At 59.9% G+C, this 20,256-nt stretch carries 12 protein-coding genes; 10 read left to right on the top strand and 2 right to left on the bottom strand.

The window, feature by feature from the left end:
- Nucleotides 1-308 precede the first annotated feature (308 nt).
- The 7 genes from rimP (at nucleotide 309) to ACFOFO_RS02965 (ending at nucleotide 9,871) form a co-directional block, all read left to right on the top strand.
- Nucleotides 309-794, top strand: a complete 486-nt coding sequence (gene rimP, locus ACFOFO_RS02995; RefSeq protein WP_390326126.1) for a ribosome maturation factor RimP — start codon at nucleotides 309-311, stop codon at nucleotides 792-794.
- Nucleotides 791-2,350, top strand: coding sequence for a transcription termination factor NusA (nusA, locus tag ACFOFO_RS02990; protein ID WP_390326125.1), 1,560 nt, complete (start codon nucleotides 791-793; stop codon nucleotides 2,348-2,350). Before rimP ends, nusA begins: the two co-directional genes overlap by 4 nt.
- Before the next feature lie 47 nt (nucleotides 2,351-2,397).
- Nucleotides 2,398-5,217 carry a translation initiation factor IF-2 gene (infB, locus tag ACFOFO_RS02985; protein WP_390330820.1) on the top strand — a complete coding sequence of 940 codons (2,820 nt, stop codon included), beginning with the start codon at nucleotides 2,398-2,400 and terminating at the stop codon, nucleotides 5,215-5,217.
- 77 nt (nucleotides 5,218-5,294) lie between these two features.
- On the top strand, nucleotides 5,295-5,684 hold the full coding sequence (gene rbfA / locus ACFOFO_RS02980) for a 30S ribosome-binding factor RbfA (protein ID WP_390330818.1): 390 nt from the start codon (nucleotides 5,295-5,297) through the stop codon (nucleotides 5,682-5,684).
- Between the two features lie 91 nt (nucleotides 5,685-5,775).
- Entirely contained in the window at nucleotides 5,776-6,711 is a 936-nt protein-coding gene (gene truB, locus ACFOFO_RS02975; protein ID WP_390326122.1) for a tRNA pseudouridine(55) synthase TruB, read from the top strand.
- Nucleotides 6,712-6,939: 228 nt separating this feature from the next.
- Nucleotides 6,940-8,775: a translational GTPase TypA gene (gene typA / locus ACFOFO_RS02970; RefSeq protein WP_390326120.1), complete on the top strand. Its 1,836-nt coding sequence runs from the start codon at nucleotides 6,940-6,942 to the stop codon at nucleotides 8,773-8,775.
- Nucleotides 8,776-8,980: 205 nt separating this feature from the next.
- Nucleotides 8,981-9,871 carry a DMT family transporter gene (locus ACFOFO_RS02965; protein ID WP_390326119.1) on the top strand — a complete coding sequence of 297 codons (891 nt, stop codon included), beginning with the start codon at nucleotides 8,981-8,983 and terminating at the stop codon, nucleotides 9,869-9,871.
- Nucleotides 9,872-10,100: 229 nt separating this feature from the next.
- Here the strand turns inward: ACFOFO_RS02965 and glnE are convergent, their stop codons facing one another.
- Nucleotides 10,101-12,878: a bifunctional [glutamate--ammonia ligase]-adenylyl-L-tyrosine phosphorylase/[glutamate--ammonia-ligase] adenylyltransferase gene (glnE, locus tag ACFOFO_RS02960; protein WP_390326118.1), complete on the bottom strand. Its 2,778-nt coding sequence runs from the start codon at nucleotides 12,876-12,878 to the stop codon at nucleotides 10,101-10,103.
- Nucleotides 12,879-13,130: 252 nt separating this feature from the next.
- Here glnE and ACFOFO_RS02955 point away from each other — a divergent pair, with 252 nt between their 5' ends.
- From ACFOFO_RS02955 to tldD, 3 genes are all read left to right on the top strand, one after another.
- Nucleotides 13,131-17,405 (top strand): YhdP family protein, encoded by a 4,275-nt coding sequence (locus ACFOFO_RS02955; protein ID WP_390330817.1) that lies wholly within the window; start codon nucleotides 13,131-13,133, stop codon nucleotides 17,403-17,405.
- Between the two features lies 1 nt (nucleotide 17,406).
- A complete protein-coding gene (locus tag ACFOFO_RS02950; RefSeq protein ID WP_390326112.1) occupies nucleotides 17,407-18,240 on the top strand; it encodes a carbon-nitrogen hydrolase family protein in 834 nt (277 codons plus the stop codon).
- A 309-nt stretch (nucleotides 18,241-18,549) separates the two neighbouring features.
- Entirely contained in the window at nucleotides 18,550-20,010 is a 1,461-nt protein-coding gene (gene tldD, locus ACFOFO_RS02945; RefSeq protein ID WP_390326110.1) for a metalloprotease TldD, read from the top strand.
- Nucleotides 20,011-20,013: 3 nt separating this feature from the next.
- On the opposite strand, the gene ACFOFO_RS02940 is transcribed toward tldD, so the two are convergent.
- Nucleotides 20,014-20,256 (bottom strand): hypothetical protein (locus tag ACFOFO_RS02940; RefSeq protein WP_390330815.1); only part of this gene is annotated, 243 nt, incomplete at its 5' end.

Raw genomic sequence — 20,256 nt, 5'->3', positions numbered from 1 at the left:
TAGCGACCGTCCAAGTGTGAAAATGGCAATTCGGCAATTATTGCCGTTTGCCAAATAAATCATGCCCCGGATGCTGGGTTGGCCTAGCGTTTTGCATTGCGATACGATGGATTATCGTTTATAATCTACAGGTTAATAAAAGTTGTTCCGTTATATTTTTGCGACGCATGTTGCGATGAGCACTGCGGTAACTTCATTATAAAAAGATGGGCGGATGCCCATTTTTTTATGGTTGAACAGTTTTTGCAACTGCGATTTTGCATGGTCGGCAGTGTAATGGCGCGCTTGCCTCTATTCGGAGAAACACCTTGCAGTTGTTGGAATTGATAGAAAAAACGGTCGTCGGACTAGGTTACGAGCTGGTCGATTTCGAACGTGCTGAGCGCGGGCTGTTTCGCGTGTATATAGATTTCGGTCCTGAAGATGCTGACAAAGGCAATATCGCGATCGAGGATTGCGAAAAGGTCAGTCGTCAGCTGTCGCATGTATTGACGGTCGAAGATGTCAATTACGAACGGCTGGAAGTTTCATCGCCGGGCATGGATCGGCCGCTGAAAAAAATCTCCGATTACCTGCGTTTTGCCGGACATGAAGCGATCGTCAAGCTGCGCATGCCGATGCCCGGCACACCAAATCGCAAGAACTTCCAGGGTATTTTGCATGCACCGGAAGGCGAGCAATTGAAATTGGAATTTGAAGGTAAGGATGGTCCGGCGATGCTTGATTTTACGCTCGCCGATGTGGATAAGGCACGTTTGGTGCCGCAAGTGGATTTTAGGAGCCGCAAAGCATGAGTCGCGAAGTTTTGTTATTGGTCGATGCGCTAGCGCGTGAAAAAAACGTTGATAAGGATATCGTCTTCGGCGCGCTCGAGCATGCGCTGGCGCAGGCGACTAAGAAGCGTTTCGAGGGCGATGTCGACATCCGCGTCTCGATCGATCGCGAAACCGGTGAGTTCGAATCGTTCCGGCGCTGGCATGTGGTACCTGACGAAGCCGGCTTGCAATTGCCGGATCAGGAAGTCCTGTATTTCGAGGCGAAGGAGCAGATCTCCGATATCGAAATCGACGACCACATTGAAGAGCCGATCGAGTCGGTCGATTTTGGCCGTCGTTTTGCGCAGGACACCAAGCAGGTTGTGCTGCAACGCATTCGCGATGCTGAACGCGAACAGATTTTGGTCGACTTCCTGGAGCGCGGCGATTCGCTGGTGACCGGCACCATCAAGCGCATGGAGCGTGGTGATGCGATCGTTGAGTCCGGCAAGATCGAGGCGCGGTTGCCGCGCGATCAGACCATTCCGAAAGAAAACCTGCGGATCGGTGATCGCGTCCGTGCCTACATCCTGCGTATCGATCGCAATGTGCGCGGCCCACAAGTGGTTCTGTCGCGCACCGCGCCGGAATTCATCATGAAGCTGTTCGAATTGGAAGTGCCGGAAATCGAGCAAGGCCTGCTGGAGATCAAATCGGCAGCACGCGACGCCGGTGTTCGCGCCAAGATCGCGGTCTACACCAGCGACAAGCGGATCGATCCGATCGGCACCTGCGTCGGCATGCGCGGATCGCGCGTGCAGGCAGTGACCGGCGAGCTGGGTGGCGAGCGCGTCGATATCGTGCTGTGGTCCGAGGATCCGGCGCAGTTCGTGATTGGTGCACTGGCGCCGGCCAATGTGTCGTCGATCATGGTCGACGAGGAAAAGCACGCGATGGATGTGGTGGTCGATGAGGAAAACCTGGCGATCGCGATCGGCCGCAGTGGCCAGAACGTACGCCTGGCATCCGAACTGACCGGCTGGAAAATCAACATCATGACGGCGGAGGAATCGGCCGACAAGAGCGCAGTAGAAACCGCAGCAGTTCGCGCGCTGTTTATGGCGAAGCTCGATGTCGATCAGGAAGTTGCCGACATCCTGGTTGATGAAGGATTCTCGAGCTTGGAAGAAATCGCCTATGTGCCGATCAACGAGATGCTCGAGATCGATGCATTTGACGAGGACACCGTCAGCGAACTGCGCAATCGTGCCCGAGATGCTCTGGTGACCGAGGCGATCGCATCGGAAGAGGGCTTGGAAGGCATGGAAGAGGCACTGGTCAATCTTGAAGGCATGGATCGCGTTACCGCCGGCAAGCTGGGCCTGGCCGGTATCAAGACGATCGAGGCCTTTACCGGTCTTGCCTACGACGAGTTTGGTTCGATCCTGGCGTTGCCGTCAGATCGCGCGCGGCAGTTGATTAAAGACGAATTTAAGGATGTGACGGACGATGAGATGAAGCTGATTGACGCCAAGTACGACGACCATGCCAAATCGCTGCAAGCGAAGGCATGGAGTCTGGCCGACGCCAGTTGAGACGAATGGCTTCATTAACATCCCGAGCACATAGAAAAGAGGACTGAATGGCGAGTAACAATGTAGCCCAATTTGCCACCGAGCTTAAAATGCCAGCGGATTTGCTTTTGACACAGCTGCGTTCCGCAGGCGTTGAGAAAAGCTCGGCGTCCGACGCACTGTCAAATGAAGATAAGAACAAGCTTCTTGATCATCTGCGCCGCTCCCACGGTACAGTATCCGACGGCGAAAAGAAAAAGATCACACTGACCCGCAAGGAAACCACCGAGATCAAGCAGGCCGATGCCACCGGTAAATCGCGCACCATCCAGGTCGAAGTACGCAAGAAGCGCACCTTCGTCAAGCGCGACGAGCCGACGCCGGAGCCAGTGGTCGCCACACCTGCCGCGCCCGTCATCGACGAAGCCGAACGCGCGCGCCGCGAAGAAGAAGCTCGCCGCCAGTCCGAACTGATCGCACGTCAGGAAGCGGATCTGCGCGAGAAGCAGGAGCATCTGGCACAACTCGAGGCGGAAAAGGAAGCGCAAGCGAAAGCGGCGCAAAAAGCCGAGACCGAAGCCAAAAAAGAGGCTGAAAACGAATCCAAGAAGGCTGCTGCCGCTGCATCTGCGCCAGCACCAGCGGTCGAGGCGGCGGACGACGAGAAAAAACGCGCTGCCGCGGAAGAAGTGAAAAAGAAAGTGGCACAAAGCGCCAAGGAAGCGGCCGACAAAGCGGCAGCGACCGAACGCGCTCGCAAGGCGGTGGCCGATGAAGTGGCGCAGATCAAGGCGATGATGAATGCGCCGCGTCGTGCTATTAAAGCGCCCGAGCCAGCGCCAGCGCCCGTTGCCAAGGCTGCTGAAGGTACGCTGCACAAGCCGACCGACAAGAAGCCCGGCGAGAAAAAAGACGACAAAAAACCAGCGGTGGCAGACAAGAAATCGATCAAATCGGCCAATGTTTCGTCCACCTGGCAAGACGACGCCAAGAAACGTGGCGCACCTGGCGGCATCAAGCCGCGTGGCAATACCGGCGGTGGTCGCGATGGCTGGCGCAGCGGCCCGAAAGGCCGTCGCAACTCGCATCACGACGACCGCGAATCCAATTTCCAGGCGCCAACCGAAGCCGTGGTCAAGGATGTCCATGTGCCGGAAACGATTACGGTCGCTGAACTGGCACACAAGATGTCGGTCAAGGCATCGGAAGTCATCAAGCAATTGATGAAGCTGGGCCAGATGTGCACCATCAACCAGGTATTGGATCAGGAAACTGCAATGATCCTGGTCGAAGAGATGGGGCACAAGGCATTTGCCGCCAAGCTTGACGATCCCGAGGCGCTTCTGGCCGAAGGTACCGAGCAGACCGATTTCGTGATGTCGCCGCGTGCTCCTGTGGTGACCGTGATGGGTCACGTCGACCACGGCAAGACCTCGCTGCTCGACTACATCCGTCGCGCCAAGGTGGCATCTGGCGAGGCTGGCGGCATTACCCAGCATATCGGCGCCTATCACGTCGAAACGCCGCGCGGCACGATCACCTTCCTAGATACGCCGGGTCACGAAGCGTTTACCGCGATGCGTGCACGCGGTGCCAAGGCAACCGACATCGTGATTCTGGTGGTGGCAGCCGACGACGGCGTCATGCCGCAGACCAAGGAAGCGATTGCGCATGCGAAAGCTGCCGGCGTGCCACTGGTGGTGGCGATCAACAAGATCGACAAGCCGGGCGCCAATCTGGACCGCGTCAAGCAGGAACTGATCGCCGAACAGGTGGTGCCGGAAGAATACGGCGGCGAATCACCGTTCGTGCCGGTATCGGCCAAGACCGGCGAAGGCATCGACGCGCTGCTGGAGAACGTGCTGCTGCAGGCCGAAGTGCTGGAACTGCATGCCCCAACCGAAGCACCGGCCCGTGGTCTGGTGGTCGAGGCGCGCCTCGACAAGGGCCGCGGCCCGGTCGCGACCATCCTGGTGCAATCGGGTACGCTGAAACGCGGCGACGTGGTGCTGGCGGGCTCCTCCTATGGCCGGGTCCGCGCGATGCTGGACGAGAACGGCAAGAGCATTACCGAAGCTGGTCCGTCGATCCCGGTCGAGATCCAGGGTTTGACCGAAGTACCGATCGCCGGCGAAGAAGTGATGGTGATGGCAGACGAACGCAAGGCGCGCGAAATCGGTCTGTTCCGTCAAGGCAAATTCCGCGACGTGAAACTGGCCAGACAGCAGGCTGCGAAACTGGAAAACATGTTCGAACAGATGGCCGAAGGCGAGGTCAAGAACCTGCCGATGATCATCAAGACCGACGTTCAGGGTTCGCAAGAAGCACTGGTGCAGTCAATGAACAAGTTGTCGACCAGCGAAGTGCGGGTGCAAGTGGTGCACGCCGGTGTCGGTGGCATCACCGAATCGGACGTCAACCTGGCAGTCGCATCGAAAGCGGTCATCATCGGCTTCAATGCCCGTGCCGATGCGCAGGCGCGCAAACTGGCCGAGGCGAATGGCGTCGACATCCGCTACTACAACATCATTTACGACGCGATCGACGAGGTCAAGGCGGCGATGTCGGGCATGCTGTCACCGGAAAAACGCGAACACGCGCTCGGTCTGGTCGAAATCCGCCAGGTCATCCTGGTCAGCAAGGTTGGTGCAATTGCCGGTTGCTTCGTGCTGGATGGCGTGGTGAAACGCGGGTCGTCGGTGCGTTTGCTGCGCGACCATGTGGTGGTCTGGACCGGTGAAATCGATTCGCTCAAGCGCTTCAAGGACGACGTGAAGGAAGTCAAGGTTGGCTTCGAATGCGGCCTGACGTTGAGAAACTTCAACGATGTCAAGGAAGGCGATCAGCTGGAAGTATTCGAGGTACAGGAAATCGCACGTACCTTGTAAGGCGGTTAGCATAGGCTTGTCGTTCCGGCAAAAACCGGAACGACAGCGCCATTGCAATTGCTACCGACGTGAAAATTATGGCAAAACACAGTAAAACCATCCCCGGACGCGGCCTGCGCGTCGCCGACCAGATCCAGCGCGATCTGGCCGAAATCATCGCGTATGAGTTGAAAGACCCACGGGTCGGCATGATCACGATCACCGAAGTGCAGGTCACGCCCGACTACGCGCACGCCAAGGTGTTTTTCACGATGTTGAACGACGACAAGGACGCGATCAAGCAGACGGTGGAAGGACTGGATAAGGCGTCCGGTTATATCCGCGGACAACTGGGCCGGCGCTTGACGATCCACACACTGCCCCAATTGCACTTTGTGCACGATAACTCGACCGCGCGCGGCATGCAGTTGTCGGCGCTGATCGATCAGGCTAATTCGGTGCGCGCCAAGGATTCTGACGAGCAATAACGACCGTTCATCAGCGGCGCGATCCGACCCATTCCGGCCGACTGCGGCTGTAGCGGGTCCGGTTGGCGCCGACGGTCGCGAAGCATTCACCATGGCGCAAATTCCCCACAAAAAACCGCGCCTCGCGATCGATGGCGTATTGCTATTGGATAAGCCCGTCGGGCTTTCCAGCAATGATGCGCTGATCCGCGCCAAGCGCTTGCTGTGCGCCAAAAAAGCCGGGCATACCGGCACGCTCGATCCTTTCGCTACCGGATTGCTGCCCTTGTGTTTCGGCGAGGCGACCAAGTTTTCGCAGGATTTGCTGGATGCCGACAAGACCTACGAAACGGTGCTGCATCTGGGCCTGACCACGGCCACTGGCGATACCGAGGGCGCGATCATCGCCACCCGTGCGGTGGCTGTCACGCGCGAGCAGATTGAGGCTGTGCTGCCGCGCTTTCGCGGCGATATCCAGCAAGTGCCGCCGATGTATTCGGCCTTGAAGCGTGATGGCAAGCCTTTGTATGAATATGCGCGGGCCGGCATCACGCTGGAGCGCGAAGCACGACCGGTCACGATCCACCTGCTGGAGTTTGTTGATTATCACGCTCCGTATTTGCGTCTGCGCGTCAGTTGTAGCAAAGGCACATATATCCGCGTACTCGGTGAAGAAATAGGCGAGGCGCTGGGTTGCGGCGCGCATTTGCAGGCGCTGCGGCGGACCCAGGTAGGACACCTGGTCCTGTCAAGATCGATCACAATGGAAGCACTGGAGGGCTTGTCGGAGCAGCAGCGCCAGGCTTTGTTGGCGCCGGTCGACGCTTTATTGTCGAGCTTTCCGGCAATCAGTTTGAATGATGACCTGGCAAGACGTTTCCTGCATGGCCAGCGTCTGGCGCTGGGCAAAGAACAGCTTGTCCTTCCAGAAACCCTCGGTCGTTTCAGGGTATACCGTGAGTCGGATGGTCAATTGCTAGGCTCCGCCCATTTGCAGGAATACGGCATCCTGGCTCCGGAACGGCTGATTGCGACGGCTGCCAGCTAACGGGCTAACTGCATTGCGCGGTACCCGACCAACCCCACGGATCAGAGAGATGGTGGCGCCTCTACCGTCAACACACTGTTGTTCCTGATAGCCATTTGACATGGGGCTGTCATACGCTGGTAGCAACTCCTTGAAATAATAGGAGTTTTTCCATGACCGCCCGATTCTCGCATCGCATCATGCTACAATCGCAGGTTATCCGAATCACCCCAAAGCAAAAGCACAATCATGTCCACGACAAAACGCGCCATTCGCAACATCGCCATCATCGCCCACGTTGATCACGGCAAAACCACGCTGGTTGATCAATTGCTGCGTCAATCCGGTACTTTCCGTGAAAACCAGCAGGTCGACTCCCGCGTAATGGACTCCAACGACCTGGAGAAGGAACGCGGAATCACGATTCTGGCGAAGAACTGCGCGGTCGAATACAACGGCACCCACATCAATATCGTCGACACCCCGGGCCACGCGGATTTCGGCGGTGAAGTCGAGCGCGTCCTGTCGATGGTAGACAGCGTGTTGCTGCTGGTCGATGCGGTGGATGGTCCGATGCCGCAGACGCGTTTCGTGACGCGCAAGGCGCTGGCTCTCGGACTGAAGCCGATCGTGGTGGTCAACAAGGTCGACCGCCCGAGCGCGCGTACCGAGTGGGTGGTCAACCAGACTTTTGAATTGTTCGACAAATTGGGCGCGACTGACGAGCAGCTCGACTTCCCGGTGGTATATGCATCGGCGTTGAACGGTTACGCCAGCCTCGATCCTGAAGCACGCGGCGGCGACATGACGCCGCTGTTCGATGCGGTGCTGCAACACGTGCCGGTGCGTGAGGATGATCCGGACGGCCCGCTGCAGCTGCAGATTTCCTCGCTGGATTACAACTCCTATGTCGGCAAGATCGGCATCGGACGCATCACCCGCGGTCGCGTCAAGGCATTGCAAGACGTTATCATCATGGACGGCCCAGACAGCACGCCACGCCGGGCGCGTATCAACCAGGTTCTCAATTTCAAGGGCCTGGAGCGCGTACTGGTTGACGAGGCGGTCGCTGGCGACATCGTGCTGATCAACGGTATTGACGAGTTGGGCATTGGTACCACCGTCTGTGCGGTCGATACGCCGGATGCGTTGCCGATGCTGAAGGTAGACGAACCGACCCTGAACATGAACTTCATGGTCAACAATTCACCATTGGCCGGGCGCGAAGGCAAGTTTGTCACCAGCCGTCAGATCCGTGACCGTCTGGACCGCGAACTGAAAGCCAACGTTGCGCTGCGCGTAACCGATACCGGTGACGACACCACGTTCGAAGTATCCGGACGCGGCGAATTACATTTGACTATCCTGATCGAAAACATGCGCCGCGAAGGTTACGAGCTGGCGGTATCGCGTCCGCGCGTCGTGTTCAAGATGGTCGACGGCGTGCGCCACGAGCCTTTTGAAATGCTGTCGATCGACGTCGAAGAGGTCAATCAGGGCGCGGTCATGGAAGAACTCGGCCGCCGTCGTGGCGACCTGCAAGACATGCAACCGGACGGCAAAGGCCGTGTGCGTCTTGAATACCGCATCCCGGCGCGTGGCCTGATCGGTTTCCAGGGCGAGTTCATGACGCTGACTCGCGGTACCGGCTTGATGAGCCACATTTTTGATGAATACGCGGCGGTTGATAACACCAGAGGCGAGATGGCCGGCCGTCGCAACGGCGTGCTGATTTCACAGGACGACGGCGCAGCGGTGGCATATGCGATCTGGAAGTTGCAGGATCGCGGCCGCATGTTTGTCAGCCACAACGACCCGGTGTACGAAGGCATGATCATCGGCATCCACTCGCGTGACAACGATCTGGTCGTCAATCCGATCAAGGGCAAGCAGTTGACCAACGTGCGGTCGTCCGGTACCGACGAAGCAGTGCGCCTGGTGCCGCCGATCCAGATGTCGCTCGAGTATGCGGTTGAGTTCATCGACGACGACGAACTGGTTGAAATCACCCCGAAAAGCATTCGCCTGCGCAAGCGCTACCTGAAAGAGCATGAGCGTAAAAAGGCAGGGCGCGAAGCAGCATAATTGCCGCTCGTCGTTTCGTTTCGTTTCGCAGACTGACCTAGAACTATTCAGATTGCGGGACACCAGACAACCCGTTTTGCTCTGCCACCGTGAGTGGCTTGAGTAGAACGGGTTTTTTGTTGCGAGCTACACCCTGCAGTCTGCGGCGTGGTTGCCGCATATTCGTCTCCTTCGTCTCATCCCCTCTCATCGACAGACACCACAGATGCCTACCAAACCTTCGCACCGCAATGCCTTGTTCCTGATGGTCTGCGCCGCTACGCTATGGAGTATTGCCGGCGTGCTGACGCGCCATCTTGATGCGGCGCGCGGATTTGAAGTCACGTTCTGGCGTAGCTGCTTTGCCGCCTTGTTCGTCGCTGCCGCGCTGCTGTGGCAGAAACGTGCGCGCGCGCTGGCCGCGGTGCGCTCCGGCGGTGCCCTTGGCGTGGTGTCGGGCGCGATGTGGGCCGTGATGTTTTGCTGTTTCATGATTGCGCTGACGATGACGACGGTGGCCAATACCTTGATCGTGATGAGTGTGTCGCCGCTGCTGACCGCGTTGTTTGCGTGGCTGTTCCTGCGCCAGCAGATCGCGCTGCGGACCTGGCTCGCGATCGCGGTTGCGTTTGGCGGGATGGTCTGGATGTTTGCCGGCAGCATGTCGCAAGCGGGCGGCGCGCAACTGGCCGGCATGGCGATCGCATTTGGTGTGCCGCTGGCGGCGTCGGTCAACGTGATCACGCTGAAAAAGGCTGGCCACGGCGTGGACCTGATCCCGGCGGTGCTGCTGGGTGGTGTGTTCTCGGCGCTGCTGATGCTGCCGTTGGCGTGGCCCATGCGCGCCTCGCTGCACGACGTCCTGATTTTGGCGATACTCGGTTTCTTTCAGCTCGGGTTTCCGTGCATGTTGATGGTGCATGCGTCGAAGTCGCTATCGGCACCCGAGATTTCGCTGCTGGCCTTGCTCGAGGTGTTGCTCGGTCCAATCTGGGCCTGGCTCGGTGCCGGCGAGGTCCCGGCGCGCGAAGCGCTGCTCGGTGGCGCCGTGGTGCTGTCGGCGTTGGTGTTCAATGAATTGCTGGCGGTACGACCGATCAACGCTACAGCATCCTGAATGGCGCAGGCCGGGCGCGTGGTTTACTTCCTGTAGTCGGGAATCATTCGACCGGGTCGGCGCACGGCATGGGAGCAAACATCGCGCAGGGCGCGCATTGGATCGCCTCTTTGAGCGCCATGCGCGCTGCGGCAGGCCATCGCAACCGCCTGGCCTCCGACGGGGCGAACCGATGGATCGATCAACGGGCCAAACAGTCCGAGTGCCGCGCCGTGCTCCATGCGCTGCGCTACTCGCCAAAAATCGCACCCCACAGCCGCTCGACCGCCGCGACTTCCGGCCCAATCTGGTCCAGCTCCACCCGCGCCTGATCGGCTCCCTGCAGCCGCGTCTGATGCTGCAGTTTGCGAAATACCCGATACGCATCCGCCACTTCGGCCGCCAGTGCCGCATCGATCAGGCTCAGTTCCCCGCACAGCTTGAGCAGGGCAATATTGCCGATGTTCGCGGTCAGTGCCGGATACTGCGGCGCGTGCTGCAGCACCAGCAGCTGCACGATGAATTCGATATCGATCATGCCGCCGCTATCCTGCTTCAGGTCGAACAGGGTGCTGCGATTCGGGTGGGCATCGCGCATCTTGCGGCGCATCGCCAGCACGTCCCGTTTCAATTCGGCAGGGTCGCGCGGCGTGCGCAGCACGGTGTCGCGGATCTGTTCGAAACGCGCGCCGATGCTGGCGTCGCCGCTGCAGAAGCGGGCACGGGTCAGCGCCTGGTGTTCCCAGACCCAGGCTGATGTGGTCTGGTAACGCTCGAATGCGGTCACGCTTGACACCAGCATGCCGCTGGCGCCGTCCGGCCGCAGCGCCGTGTCGATGTCGAACAGGATGCCGGCCGAGGTGTGGCTGGTCATCCAGGTGATGAAGCGCTGCGCCAGCTTGGCATACAGGAACGGCGCTTCGGGATCATCATCATCGAACAAAAAGATCACGTCGAGATCGGACGCATAGCCGAGTTCCTTGCCGCCCAGCTTGCCGTAGGCAATTACCGCAAATTGCGGAATCTCGCGGTGGTGATTCGGAATCGCCCGCCATGCCGCTTGCACGGTGGCGGCGACCATGGTGTCGGCCAGCGCCGACAGGTAATCGGCCAGCCGCTCGACCGTCAAGCCGCCTTCCAGATCCTGCGCCAGCAGCCGGAATAGCTGTGCGTGATGCATTTCGCGCAAGATGTCGAGCTGGCGTTCGGTGTCGCCGGCGGCGGCGTCCAGATGCTGCTGCAGCTCGCACGCAAAGGCCGGCCAATCCGGCGTCGCTTGCAGCGTGCGGTGATCCAGCAATTCATCTAGCAGGATCGGATGGTTGGTCAGGTATTTTGCGGCCCAGCCGCTGGCACTGATCATCCGAATGACACGCCCCAGCGTATGCGGATATTCGGTCAACAGCGACAGATAGGCCGAGCGGCGCGCGATCGCTTCCAGAAAATCCAACAGGCGCGCCAGTGTCGTCGGGCCGGTCTTGCTGCTGCCGGCAATCTGCGGCAGCGCCGCATTGATCAGCGCAACCAGGCGGTTGCGGCTGGCCTCCGGCAACGATTGCAGTCGTGGCGATTGCAAGGTCGCCAGCAAGCGCTGCGCGGCGGCATGCGGTTCGTCGAATCCGAGCGCGCCTAGCCGGGCCTCGATCGCCTCGCGCTGGTCGGTGCCGGACACCTGGTCGTGGTGATGCGTATCGATGGCGCGATCGCTGTCGCGTTCGTTGCCGTGGCGCCGGTCGTCGCCTCTGCCGCAGCTGCCATCGGCAGTCTTGTCGCTGAAAATCGCATCGAATTGTGCCGCAACGAAGGTCCGGTGCGCTTCCAGCGCCGTCAGCAGCGACGCAACATCGGCCAAGCCCATCATCTGCGCGACGGTCAGGCGGTCGCTGTCGCTGACCGGCAATGCATGCGTTTGTGCATCTTCAAGGTATTGCAGGCGGTGTTCCAGATTGCGTAGAAAGGTGTATGAACCGAGCAACTGCTGCACCACATCGACATCCAGCAATTGCTTGTCGGCCAAGACGCGCAGGATGGCGCGCGTGGAGCGATCGCGCAGACTGGCATCGCGTCCGCCACGGATCAACTGGAACACCTGGGCCAGGAATTCGATCTCGCGGATGCCGCCGCGCCCGAGTTTGACGTTGTTGCTGCGATCCGGATGCAGCCGTTCCTGGCGTCCCACCTCGGCGCGAATCTGCGCGTGCATGTTGCGGATTGCGTCGATCGCACCGAAATCGAGATAGCGGCGATACACGAAGGGCCGCACGATCGCTTCCAGCAAGACGATGTCGGCCGGGTTGCCGGTGACCGGGCGTGCCTTGCACCAGGCATAGCGTTCCCATTCGCGCCCCTGCACGATCAGGTACTCCTCCACCATGTTCAGGCTGGCCACCAGCGGACCCGACGCGCCGTTCGGCCGCAGCGCCATGTCGACGCGGAAGGTGAAGCCGTCTTCGGTGATTTCCGAGAGTGCCGCGATGAATTTCTTGCCCAGGCGCACGAAGAATTCGTGGTTCGACAATTGTCGCTGTTCCGGATTGTCGGTGCGGGTCTCGCCGTCTTCGGGATACACGAAGATCAGGTCGATATCGGACGACACGTTCAGTTCGCCGCCACCGAGTTTGCCCATGCCGAGCACGATCAGCTGTTGCGGCTGACCGGATTCCTCGCCGATCGGCGTGCCGTGGGCGGCCGTCATTTCGGCGTGCAAGGCGTCCAGATGGGTGCGGATCGCAAAATCGGCGAAACCGGTCATCGTATCGACCACTTCAGCCAGATCGGCGCGGCCGGCCAGATCACGTTCAATCAGGCTCGCCACCAGCAGGTTGCGCAGCCGACGCATCGCGCGCTGTAGCGGTAGCGGTTGGGGCAGGCCGGCATCTATTTCTTTTTGTAAAAGAACAGCAAAATCGACCGTGCTCAGGGATAATCCAGCAAGCGTCGCCAGCTGATCGGCCCGCGCCGGATCGGCATTGAGCCAGCGGGCCTGGAATCGGGAAGCAACAATACTGCTCAAAAGGGATCGAATCATTTAAGTTGGATGCTTGCAGTAAGGACGTTGGCGGGCGCAGATCGTGTGCAATGAAACGCTGAAGTACGATCCGTTGATGCACAGATTATGGAGTATGTACTTCTTTGCCTGTGATTATTTGCGGTATTTAGCATTGATTGCATGAGTATATGTCTGAAGCGTAGTCGGAAGACGATGCCGTACTCGGTTAGTCCAGATCGATTTTATCCCAGCAATTTTATTTTACGTCGTGTCCGACCCCACTCCCGAGAGATGACCACAGAACCGCATCAACCCGCGTCCGCCAGCCGCCGCCTCGTCATCGGCTGGCATACGCTGCGCGACGGCTATCGCTATGCGAATCTGCTGAGTCACCACGTGCTGGGCTTCGTATTCAAGTCGCTGATCGTCGCCTACTTCGTGTTTTGCGGCGTATTCCTGTCGCTGCGATATCTTGTGCTGCCCAATATTGACAGCTACAAGGGCAATATCGAACAGATCGCCAGCAAGGCCGTCGGCCAGCCGGTATCGATCGCCCGCATCTATGCGTCCTGGCACGGGATCCGGCCGAACCTGTTTCTGGGCGATGTAGTGCTGCGCGACAAGGACGGGCGCCAGGCGCTGACGTTGCCGAGCGTGTCAGCCACCTTGTCATGGTGGTCGCTGTTCGCCGCCGATGTGCGCTTTAATTCGCTCGAAATCATCCGTCCCGACCTCGATATCCGGCGCGAGGCCGACGGCAAGCTGTACGTGGCCGGCATGTTCGTCGATCCCAACAAGGGCGGCGACGGCAAGGGCTTTGACTGGGTGCTGTCGCAGCGAGAAATAGTGATCCGCGAAGGGCGCGTGCGCTGGACCGACGCCAAACGTGACGCGCCGGAACTGGCGCTCGAGGGCGTCAACCTGGCGCTGCACAACCGCTGGCGGCGGCATCAGTTCGGCCTGAAGGCGATACCGCCGGCGGACCTGTCGGCACCGCTCGACGTGCGCGCCAATTTCGTTCATCCGGCGTTTGCGCGCAGGATTTCCGATGTCCGCTTGTGGAAGGGGCAGTTGTATCTCGATCTCGGCGCGACCGACCTGAGTGTCTGGAAGCGCTACGTTGATTATCCGATCGAGGTGCCGCAAGGCAAAGGATCGGTGCGCGCCTGGCTCAATCTGGATCAGTCCAAGGTCGCCGATTTTACCGCCGACCTGAAGCTGTCGAATGTGTCGGCGCGGCTGCGCAAGGACTTGCCGCTGTTGAATCTGGCCCAAGTGGGCGGTCGCATTTCGGCGCAGGAAAAATTCGACCGGAACGCGGTCGGTGGCATGCCAACCTTCGGTGCCCACGGCTATGCGCTGGCATTGACCGATTTTTCCTTGCAGACCGAAGACGGATTGGTGCTGCCGACCACCACCATCAACACCAGCTTTGTGCCAGCCAAGAAGGGCGTGCCGGAAAAAACCGAGATCAGGGCGCGCGTGCTGGAGCTGCAAACGTTAGCCAATTTTGCCGGACACCTGCCGCTGGCGGCGGCCCAGCGCCAGCTATTGGCCGATTTTGCGCCGCGTGGCCAGTTGCGGGATTTTTCGGCGCAATGGCAAGGCAGCTATCCGAACATCGTGTCCTACAACGTCAAGGGCCAGTTCAGCGGCCTGTCGCTGGCAGCGCAACCAGCCCGCGTGGCGCAGCCAAAAATCGCCTCCACGCCGGCGCTGGCAGCGGTGCCGGCGATTCCTGGTTTCGATAATCTGACCGGACGGGTCGATGCCAACGATCGCGGCGGTCAGTTCAGCCTGGCGTCCGCCAAGCTGGTGCTGCAAATGCCGGGCTATTTCGCCGAACCTGCAATGCCGTTCGATAGCCTGAACATGCAGGCAAACTGGGTATTTCAGGGACAGGATCAGGTATTGTTCCAGATCGACCGGATGGATTTCGTGCAGGACGGATTGCACGGTAGCCTGTCCGGCAAGCATCTGGTGCCGCTCAAGCCGCGGCAAGGTAAATCGCTGAGCCAGGTCGATTTGACCGGACATTTTTCCGGTTTTGACGTGAAGAAAATCGAGCGCTATTTGCCGCTGCAGACGCCGGAGCATCTGCAGCACTGGCTGATCGGGGCGCTGGAAGACGGCAAGTCCGATGATGTGGCGCTGCGGCTGAAGGGTGATTTAGCCGATTTTCCGTTTCACACCAAGGCGCCGACCGACAAGCCGAGTGGTGAATTTCGCGTCATTGCCAAGATCAACAACGGCAAACTGAATTACACGCCCGGTAGTTTCGCGAAGGACGACAAATCGCCGCTATGGCCCCAGGCCGAGCAGATCAACGGCACGTTGCTGATCGATCGCACCCGGCTCGAGGTCAAGGCCGACAGCGCCAAAACCGGCGGCGTCGCCCTGTCGAACGTGACCGCCGTGATTCCCGATCTGCTGGCGAACGATAGCCAGCTGGAGATCGACGGCAGTGCGGCCGGCGCGCTGCAGGATTTCTTGCGGTATACCAATGTCAGTCCGGTGGCGGGCTGGATCAGCAATTTCACCGAAGAGAGCAAGGGCAGCGGCAATGCAAAGCTGGCGCTGAAGCTGCAATTGCCGCTGGCGCATATGCACGACGCCAAGGTGCAGGGCATATTGCAGTTCGCCAATAACGACGTGATCCTGCAGCGCGGGATGCCGCCGCTGGTGGCGACTAACGGCAAGCTGGAATTCCATGAAAAAGGCGTGAGCCTGAATGGCATCGTCGCCAATTTCCTGGGTGGCGCCGCCACCGTCAGCGGCGGCAGCCAGCCCGACGGCGCGATCGTCATCAAGGCCAGCGGCAGCGCCTCGGCCGACGGGTTGCGCAAGGCCTACCCGGTACCGGCGATCCAAAAGCTGGCCGATCATTTGCGAGGCAGCACGCCGTTTGCGGCGACCATCAACGTCAGGAATAATCAGCCCGAGATTCTGGTGGAGTCGAGCCTGCAAGGCCTCGCGCTGGATTTTCCGGCGCCGCTGCGCAAGGCCGCCAATGACAGCATGCCGCTGAAATTTCAGCTGAGCGGGCTGGCGCCAGCCGATGCGCAGAGCGTCCGCGACGAAATCAGGATCTCGCTGGGATCGGCCATCGCGGTCCATTATCTGCGACAGAAACCGGTTGAAAAAAATACCGCCTGGCGAGTGGTGCGCGGCGGCATTGGCGTCAATGTGCCGGCGCCTGAACCGGACAGCGGACTGGTCGCCAACGTCGAGCTGAAATCGCTCAATCTCGATGCGTGGCGCAGTGTCGCGACCGCGATCGCAAGCGCAGGCAATACGTCGGACCAGGAGAAAGCCGATGCTGAAGACGCCAGTGCCAAGCGGGTGGTCGTGGCGAATGTCGGTGCTGTCAGTCCCGCCACGCTGGCGAACGCCGGCAGTCTCAATATCGCTCAATACGTGGAACCGGATTCGATGGCGGCCCGCGCCAGCGAGCTGGTGCTGATGGACAAGGCGCTCGACAATGTGGTGGTCGGCGCGTCGCATCAGAAAGGGGTGTGGCAGGCGAATATCGATTCGCGCCAGGCGTCCGGTTACCTGACCTGGAATGAAGGGCGCGCCGGTCAGGGATTGGGCAAGGTGACAGCGCGTCTGGCGTCCCTGATCATTCCGAAATCGGCGGCATCCGGCGTCGGTGATTTACTGGAAGGAAAATCCTCGGCGACCCAGATTCCGGCGCTCGATGTGGTGGCGGACAACTTCGAACTGTTCGGCAAGAAAATGGGCCGGCTGGAATTGCTTGCCAATAATGTGCGCGCGACAGAAGGGCGTGAATGGCGCATCAACATGCTGTCGCTGACCAATTCCGATGCGGCGCTCAAGGGTACCGGCAAATGGCTCAGCAAGGAGGGCGACAGCAGCAGCACCAGCCTGGCATATACGCTGGAGGTGGCAGATGCCGGCAAGCTGCTCGATCGATTCGGCTTCGCCGGTGTCCTGCGCGGTGGCCAGGGCAAGATGAATGGCGAGCTGAACTGGAACGGCTTGCCATTCTCGATCGATATTCCTACGCTGTCGGGCAAGATGCAGCTCGACATGGCAGCCGGGCAATTCCTGAAGGTCGATCCGGGCGCGGCCAAACTGCTGGGCGTGCTCAGCCTGCAATCACTGCCGCGCCGCCTGACACTGGATTTTCGCGACGTGTTTTCGGAAGGTTTCGCGTTCGACGGGGTGACCGCCAGCGCCGACATTGCGCACGGCCTGGTCAAGACCGACAACCTGAAAATGCGCAGCATCAATGCCACCGTGCTGATGGATGGCAGCGCCGATATTGCGAAGGAAACGCAGAACCTGCACGTGGTCGTGATCCCGGAAATCAATGTCGGCGCGGCCTCGGTTGCCTATGCGCTGGCGATTAACCCGGTGATCGGGCTCGGCTCGTTTCTGGCGCAACTATTCTTGCGCGATCCGCTGATGCGGGCATTTACTTTTGAATATCAGATTACCGGCGCATGGAAAGATCCGACCGTCACCAAGCTCGCCGGCAAGACCGGTAATACCCATGGAGCCGCTTCCGGGGCCCCGGACAACATCAAAAAGGTGAATTGAGATGAATCCAAATAAACGTACCGATGCGGACCAAGCCAGGTTCAAGGTGGCCGCGATCCAGATGCTGTCGACACCGTCGGTGGCCGATAATATCGACAGCGCCCGCAGGCTGATCGCCGACGCGGTGGCACAGGGCGCGCAACTGATCTTGCTGCCGGAATACTGGGCCATCATGGGTCACAGCGAGTCCGACAAGGTGGGGCACGCGGAGGCGCTCGGCAGCGGGCCGATCCAGGATTTCATGGCCGGTATCGCCCAACAGCACCGCATCTGGCTGATCGGCGGCACGCTGCCGCTGGTTGCGCCGGAACCGGACAAGGTGCTCAATACGACGCTGGTCTACAACCCCAGCGGCGAGCGCGTCGGCCGCTACGACAAGATTCATCTGTTCGGCTTCACCAAGGGCGAGGAATCGTACGACGAGGCGCGCACGATTGTGCGTGGCAGCGAGGTCGTCGCCTTTGATGCGCCGTTTGGCCGGGTTGGTCTATCGGTTTGCTACGACCTGCGCTTTCCCGAACTGTATCGCGCGCTCGGCCAGTGCGCGATGATCGTGGTGCCGGCAGCCTTTACCTATACGACCGGGCAGGCACACTGGGAAATCCTGCTGCGCGCGCGCGCGATCGAGAACCAGTGCTACGTGTTGGCGGCAGCGCAGGGCGGCAAGCATCAGAACGGGCGTCGCACCTGGGGCCACAGCATGCTGATCGATCCGTGGGGCGAGGTCAGGGCGATGCTGGCGGAAGGCGAGGGAGCGGTGGTCGGCGAACTGGACCCGCACAAGATCGCCGATGTGCGCGCGAGTTTGCCAGCATTGCAGCATCGCAAGCTGTAATCTGATGGTTGGACGCCGCCAACAGCCGTCATCGACGCTCAAAAAATACTGGCGGCAGTATTTTTTGATACCATTATTCTACTAGCGGCTAATGCATGTTTTCGGCCTATACTCCCCCATAATGCGATTTTTGCGGGGCGCCGGCGGCAAGTTTTGGTCAGCCGTCGCGCGGCCGGCGGGAGGCGACCGGCTATGGTGCCACGGACGCGGTCCCAATGCTCTACAATCCCCTATCGACGCAGTAATTCACACCATAATCCACCAAACAAATAGGCGACCTTGGACCCTGAGGCGCGAACCAATCACATCATGAAACCATTTGAACCGAATCTCAGTACGCTGGCGATTGCCCGCGACGTGTTGCTTACCCCGTTCGGCCTGGATGAAAGCAAGCTGATCAAATCGCTCGGCGCGATGTTTACGCATCGCGTCGATTATGCCGATATGTATTTCCAGTTCACCAAGAGCGAAGGCTGGGGTCTGGAAGAGGGGATCGTCAAGACCGGCAGTTTTTCGATCGATCAAGGCGTCGGCGTGCGCGCGGTGTCGGGCGACAAGACGGCATTTTCCTATTCCGATGAAATCTCCGAACGTGCGCTACTGGAGGCCGCCGCGGCCACCCGCACCATCGCACGCCAAGGCGCGGGCAAGATGAAAGTGTCATCGTCGATGCAGCAGGTGGGCGGCCGCTCGCTCTACCTGCCGAATGATCCGCTGGCCTCGCTCGACGCCACCGCCAAGGTCAAATTGCTGGAGCGCGTCGAAAAGATGGCGCGTGCCAAAGACCCGCGCGTGGTGCAGGTCATGGCCGGCCTGGCCGCCGAATACGACGTGGTGCTGGTGGCCCGCAGCGACGGCGTGATCGCAGCCGACATCCGGCCCCTGGTGCGGCTGTCGGTGACTGTGATCGCCGAGCAGAATGGACGCCGTGAAATGGGTTCCAGCGGTGGCGGCGGGCGTTACAGCTATGCCTATTTCACTGACGCGATCATGGAAAAATACGCGACCGATGCGGTCAATGGCGCGCTGGTCAATCTGGAGGCGCGGCCGGCACCGGCCGGCCCGATGACGGTGGTGCTGGCGCCGGGTTGGCCCGGCATCCTGCTGCACGAGGCGATCGGGCACGGACTGGAAGGCGATTTCAATCGCAAGGGTTCCAGCACCTTCGCCGGTCGCATCGGCGAACGGGTGGCGGCCAAGGGCGTGACGGTGGTCGATGACGGCACCATCGCCGATCGCCGCGGTTCGCTCAATATCGACGACGAAGGCAATCCGAGCCAGTGCACCACGCTGATCGAGGACGGCATTCTGAAAGGCTATCTGCAGGACACCCTCAACGCACGGCTAATGAAGATGCCGGTCACCGGCAACGCCCGGCGCGAATCGTTCGCGCACCTGCCGATGCCGCGCATGACCAATACCTACATGCTGGACGGCAAAGAGGATCCGGGGGAGATCCTGGCCTCGGTCAAGAACGGGTTGTACGCGGTCAATTTCGGCGGCGGCCAGGTCGACATCACGAATGGCAAATTCGTGTTCTCGGCCAGCGAGGCCTACATGATCGAAGACGGCAAGATCAGCTATCCGGTCAAGGGCGCGACCCTGATCGGCAATGGCCCCGACGTGCTGAACCGGGTCTCGATGATCGGCAACGACATGCGGCTCGATCCCGGTGTCGGCGTCTGCGGCAAGGAAGGGCAGAGCGTGCCGGTCGGCGTCGGTCAGCCGACCTTGCGGATCGATGGCGTGACAGTCGGCGGCACCGCCTGAGCGTCACTCTTGAAGCCCTGCAGTACTGCATAATCTCAAGTGGGTGAATCCCGTTGTGTTCGCGCGCCGCGCTTTGCGGTTTGCGCTTGTGTGGCAGCGCGACCCGATATCACCGTGAATCGCGGCAAATTGGCGGAAAATCAACGCAATGCTTGTCGATTTTCGATGAATTGACAAATTTCTGCAATACGCTGTCAACGCTAAGTAGAAATGTCCCTTTTCCTGCAAAGTAGAAATGTCCCCTTG

Source organism: Pseudundibacterium arcticum (assembly GCF_042646465.1).
Classification (GTDB): Bacteria; Pseudomonadota; Gammaproteobacteria; order Burkholderiales; family Burkholderiaceae_D; genus Undibacterium_A; species Undibacterium_A arcticum.
This window is presented reverse-complemented; position numbering and strand designations above follow the sequence as displayed.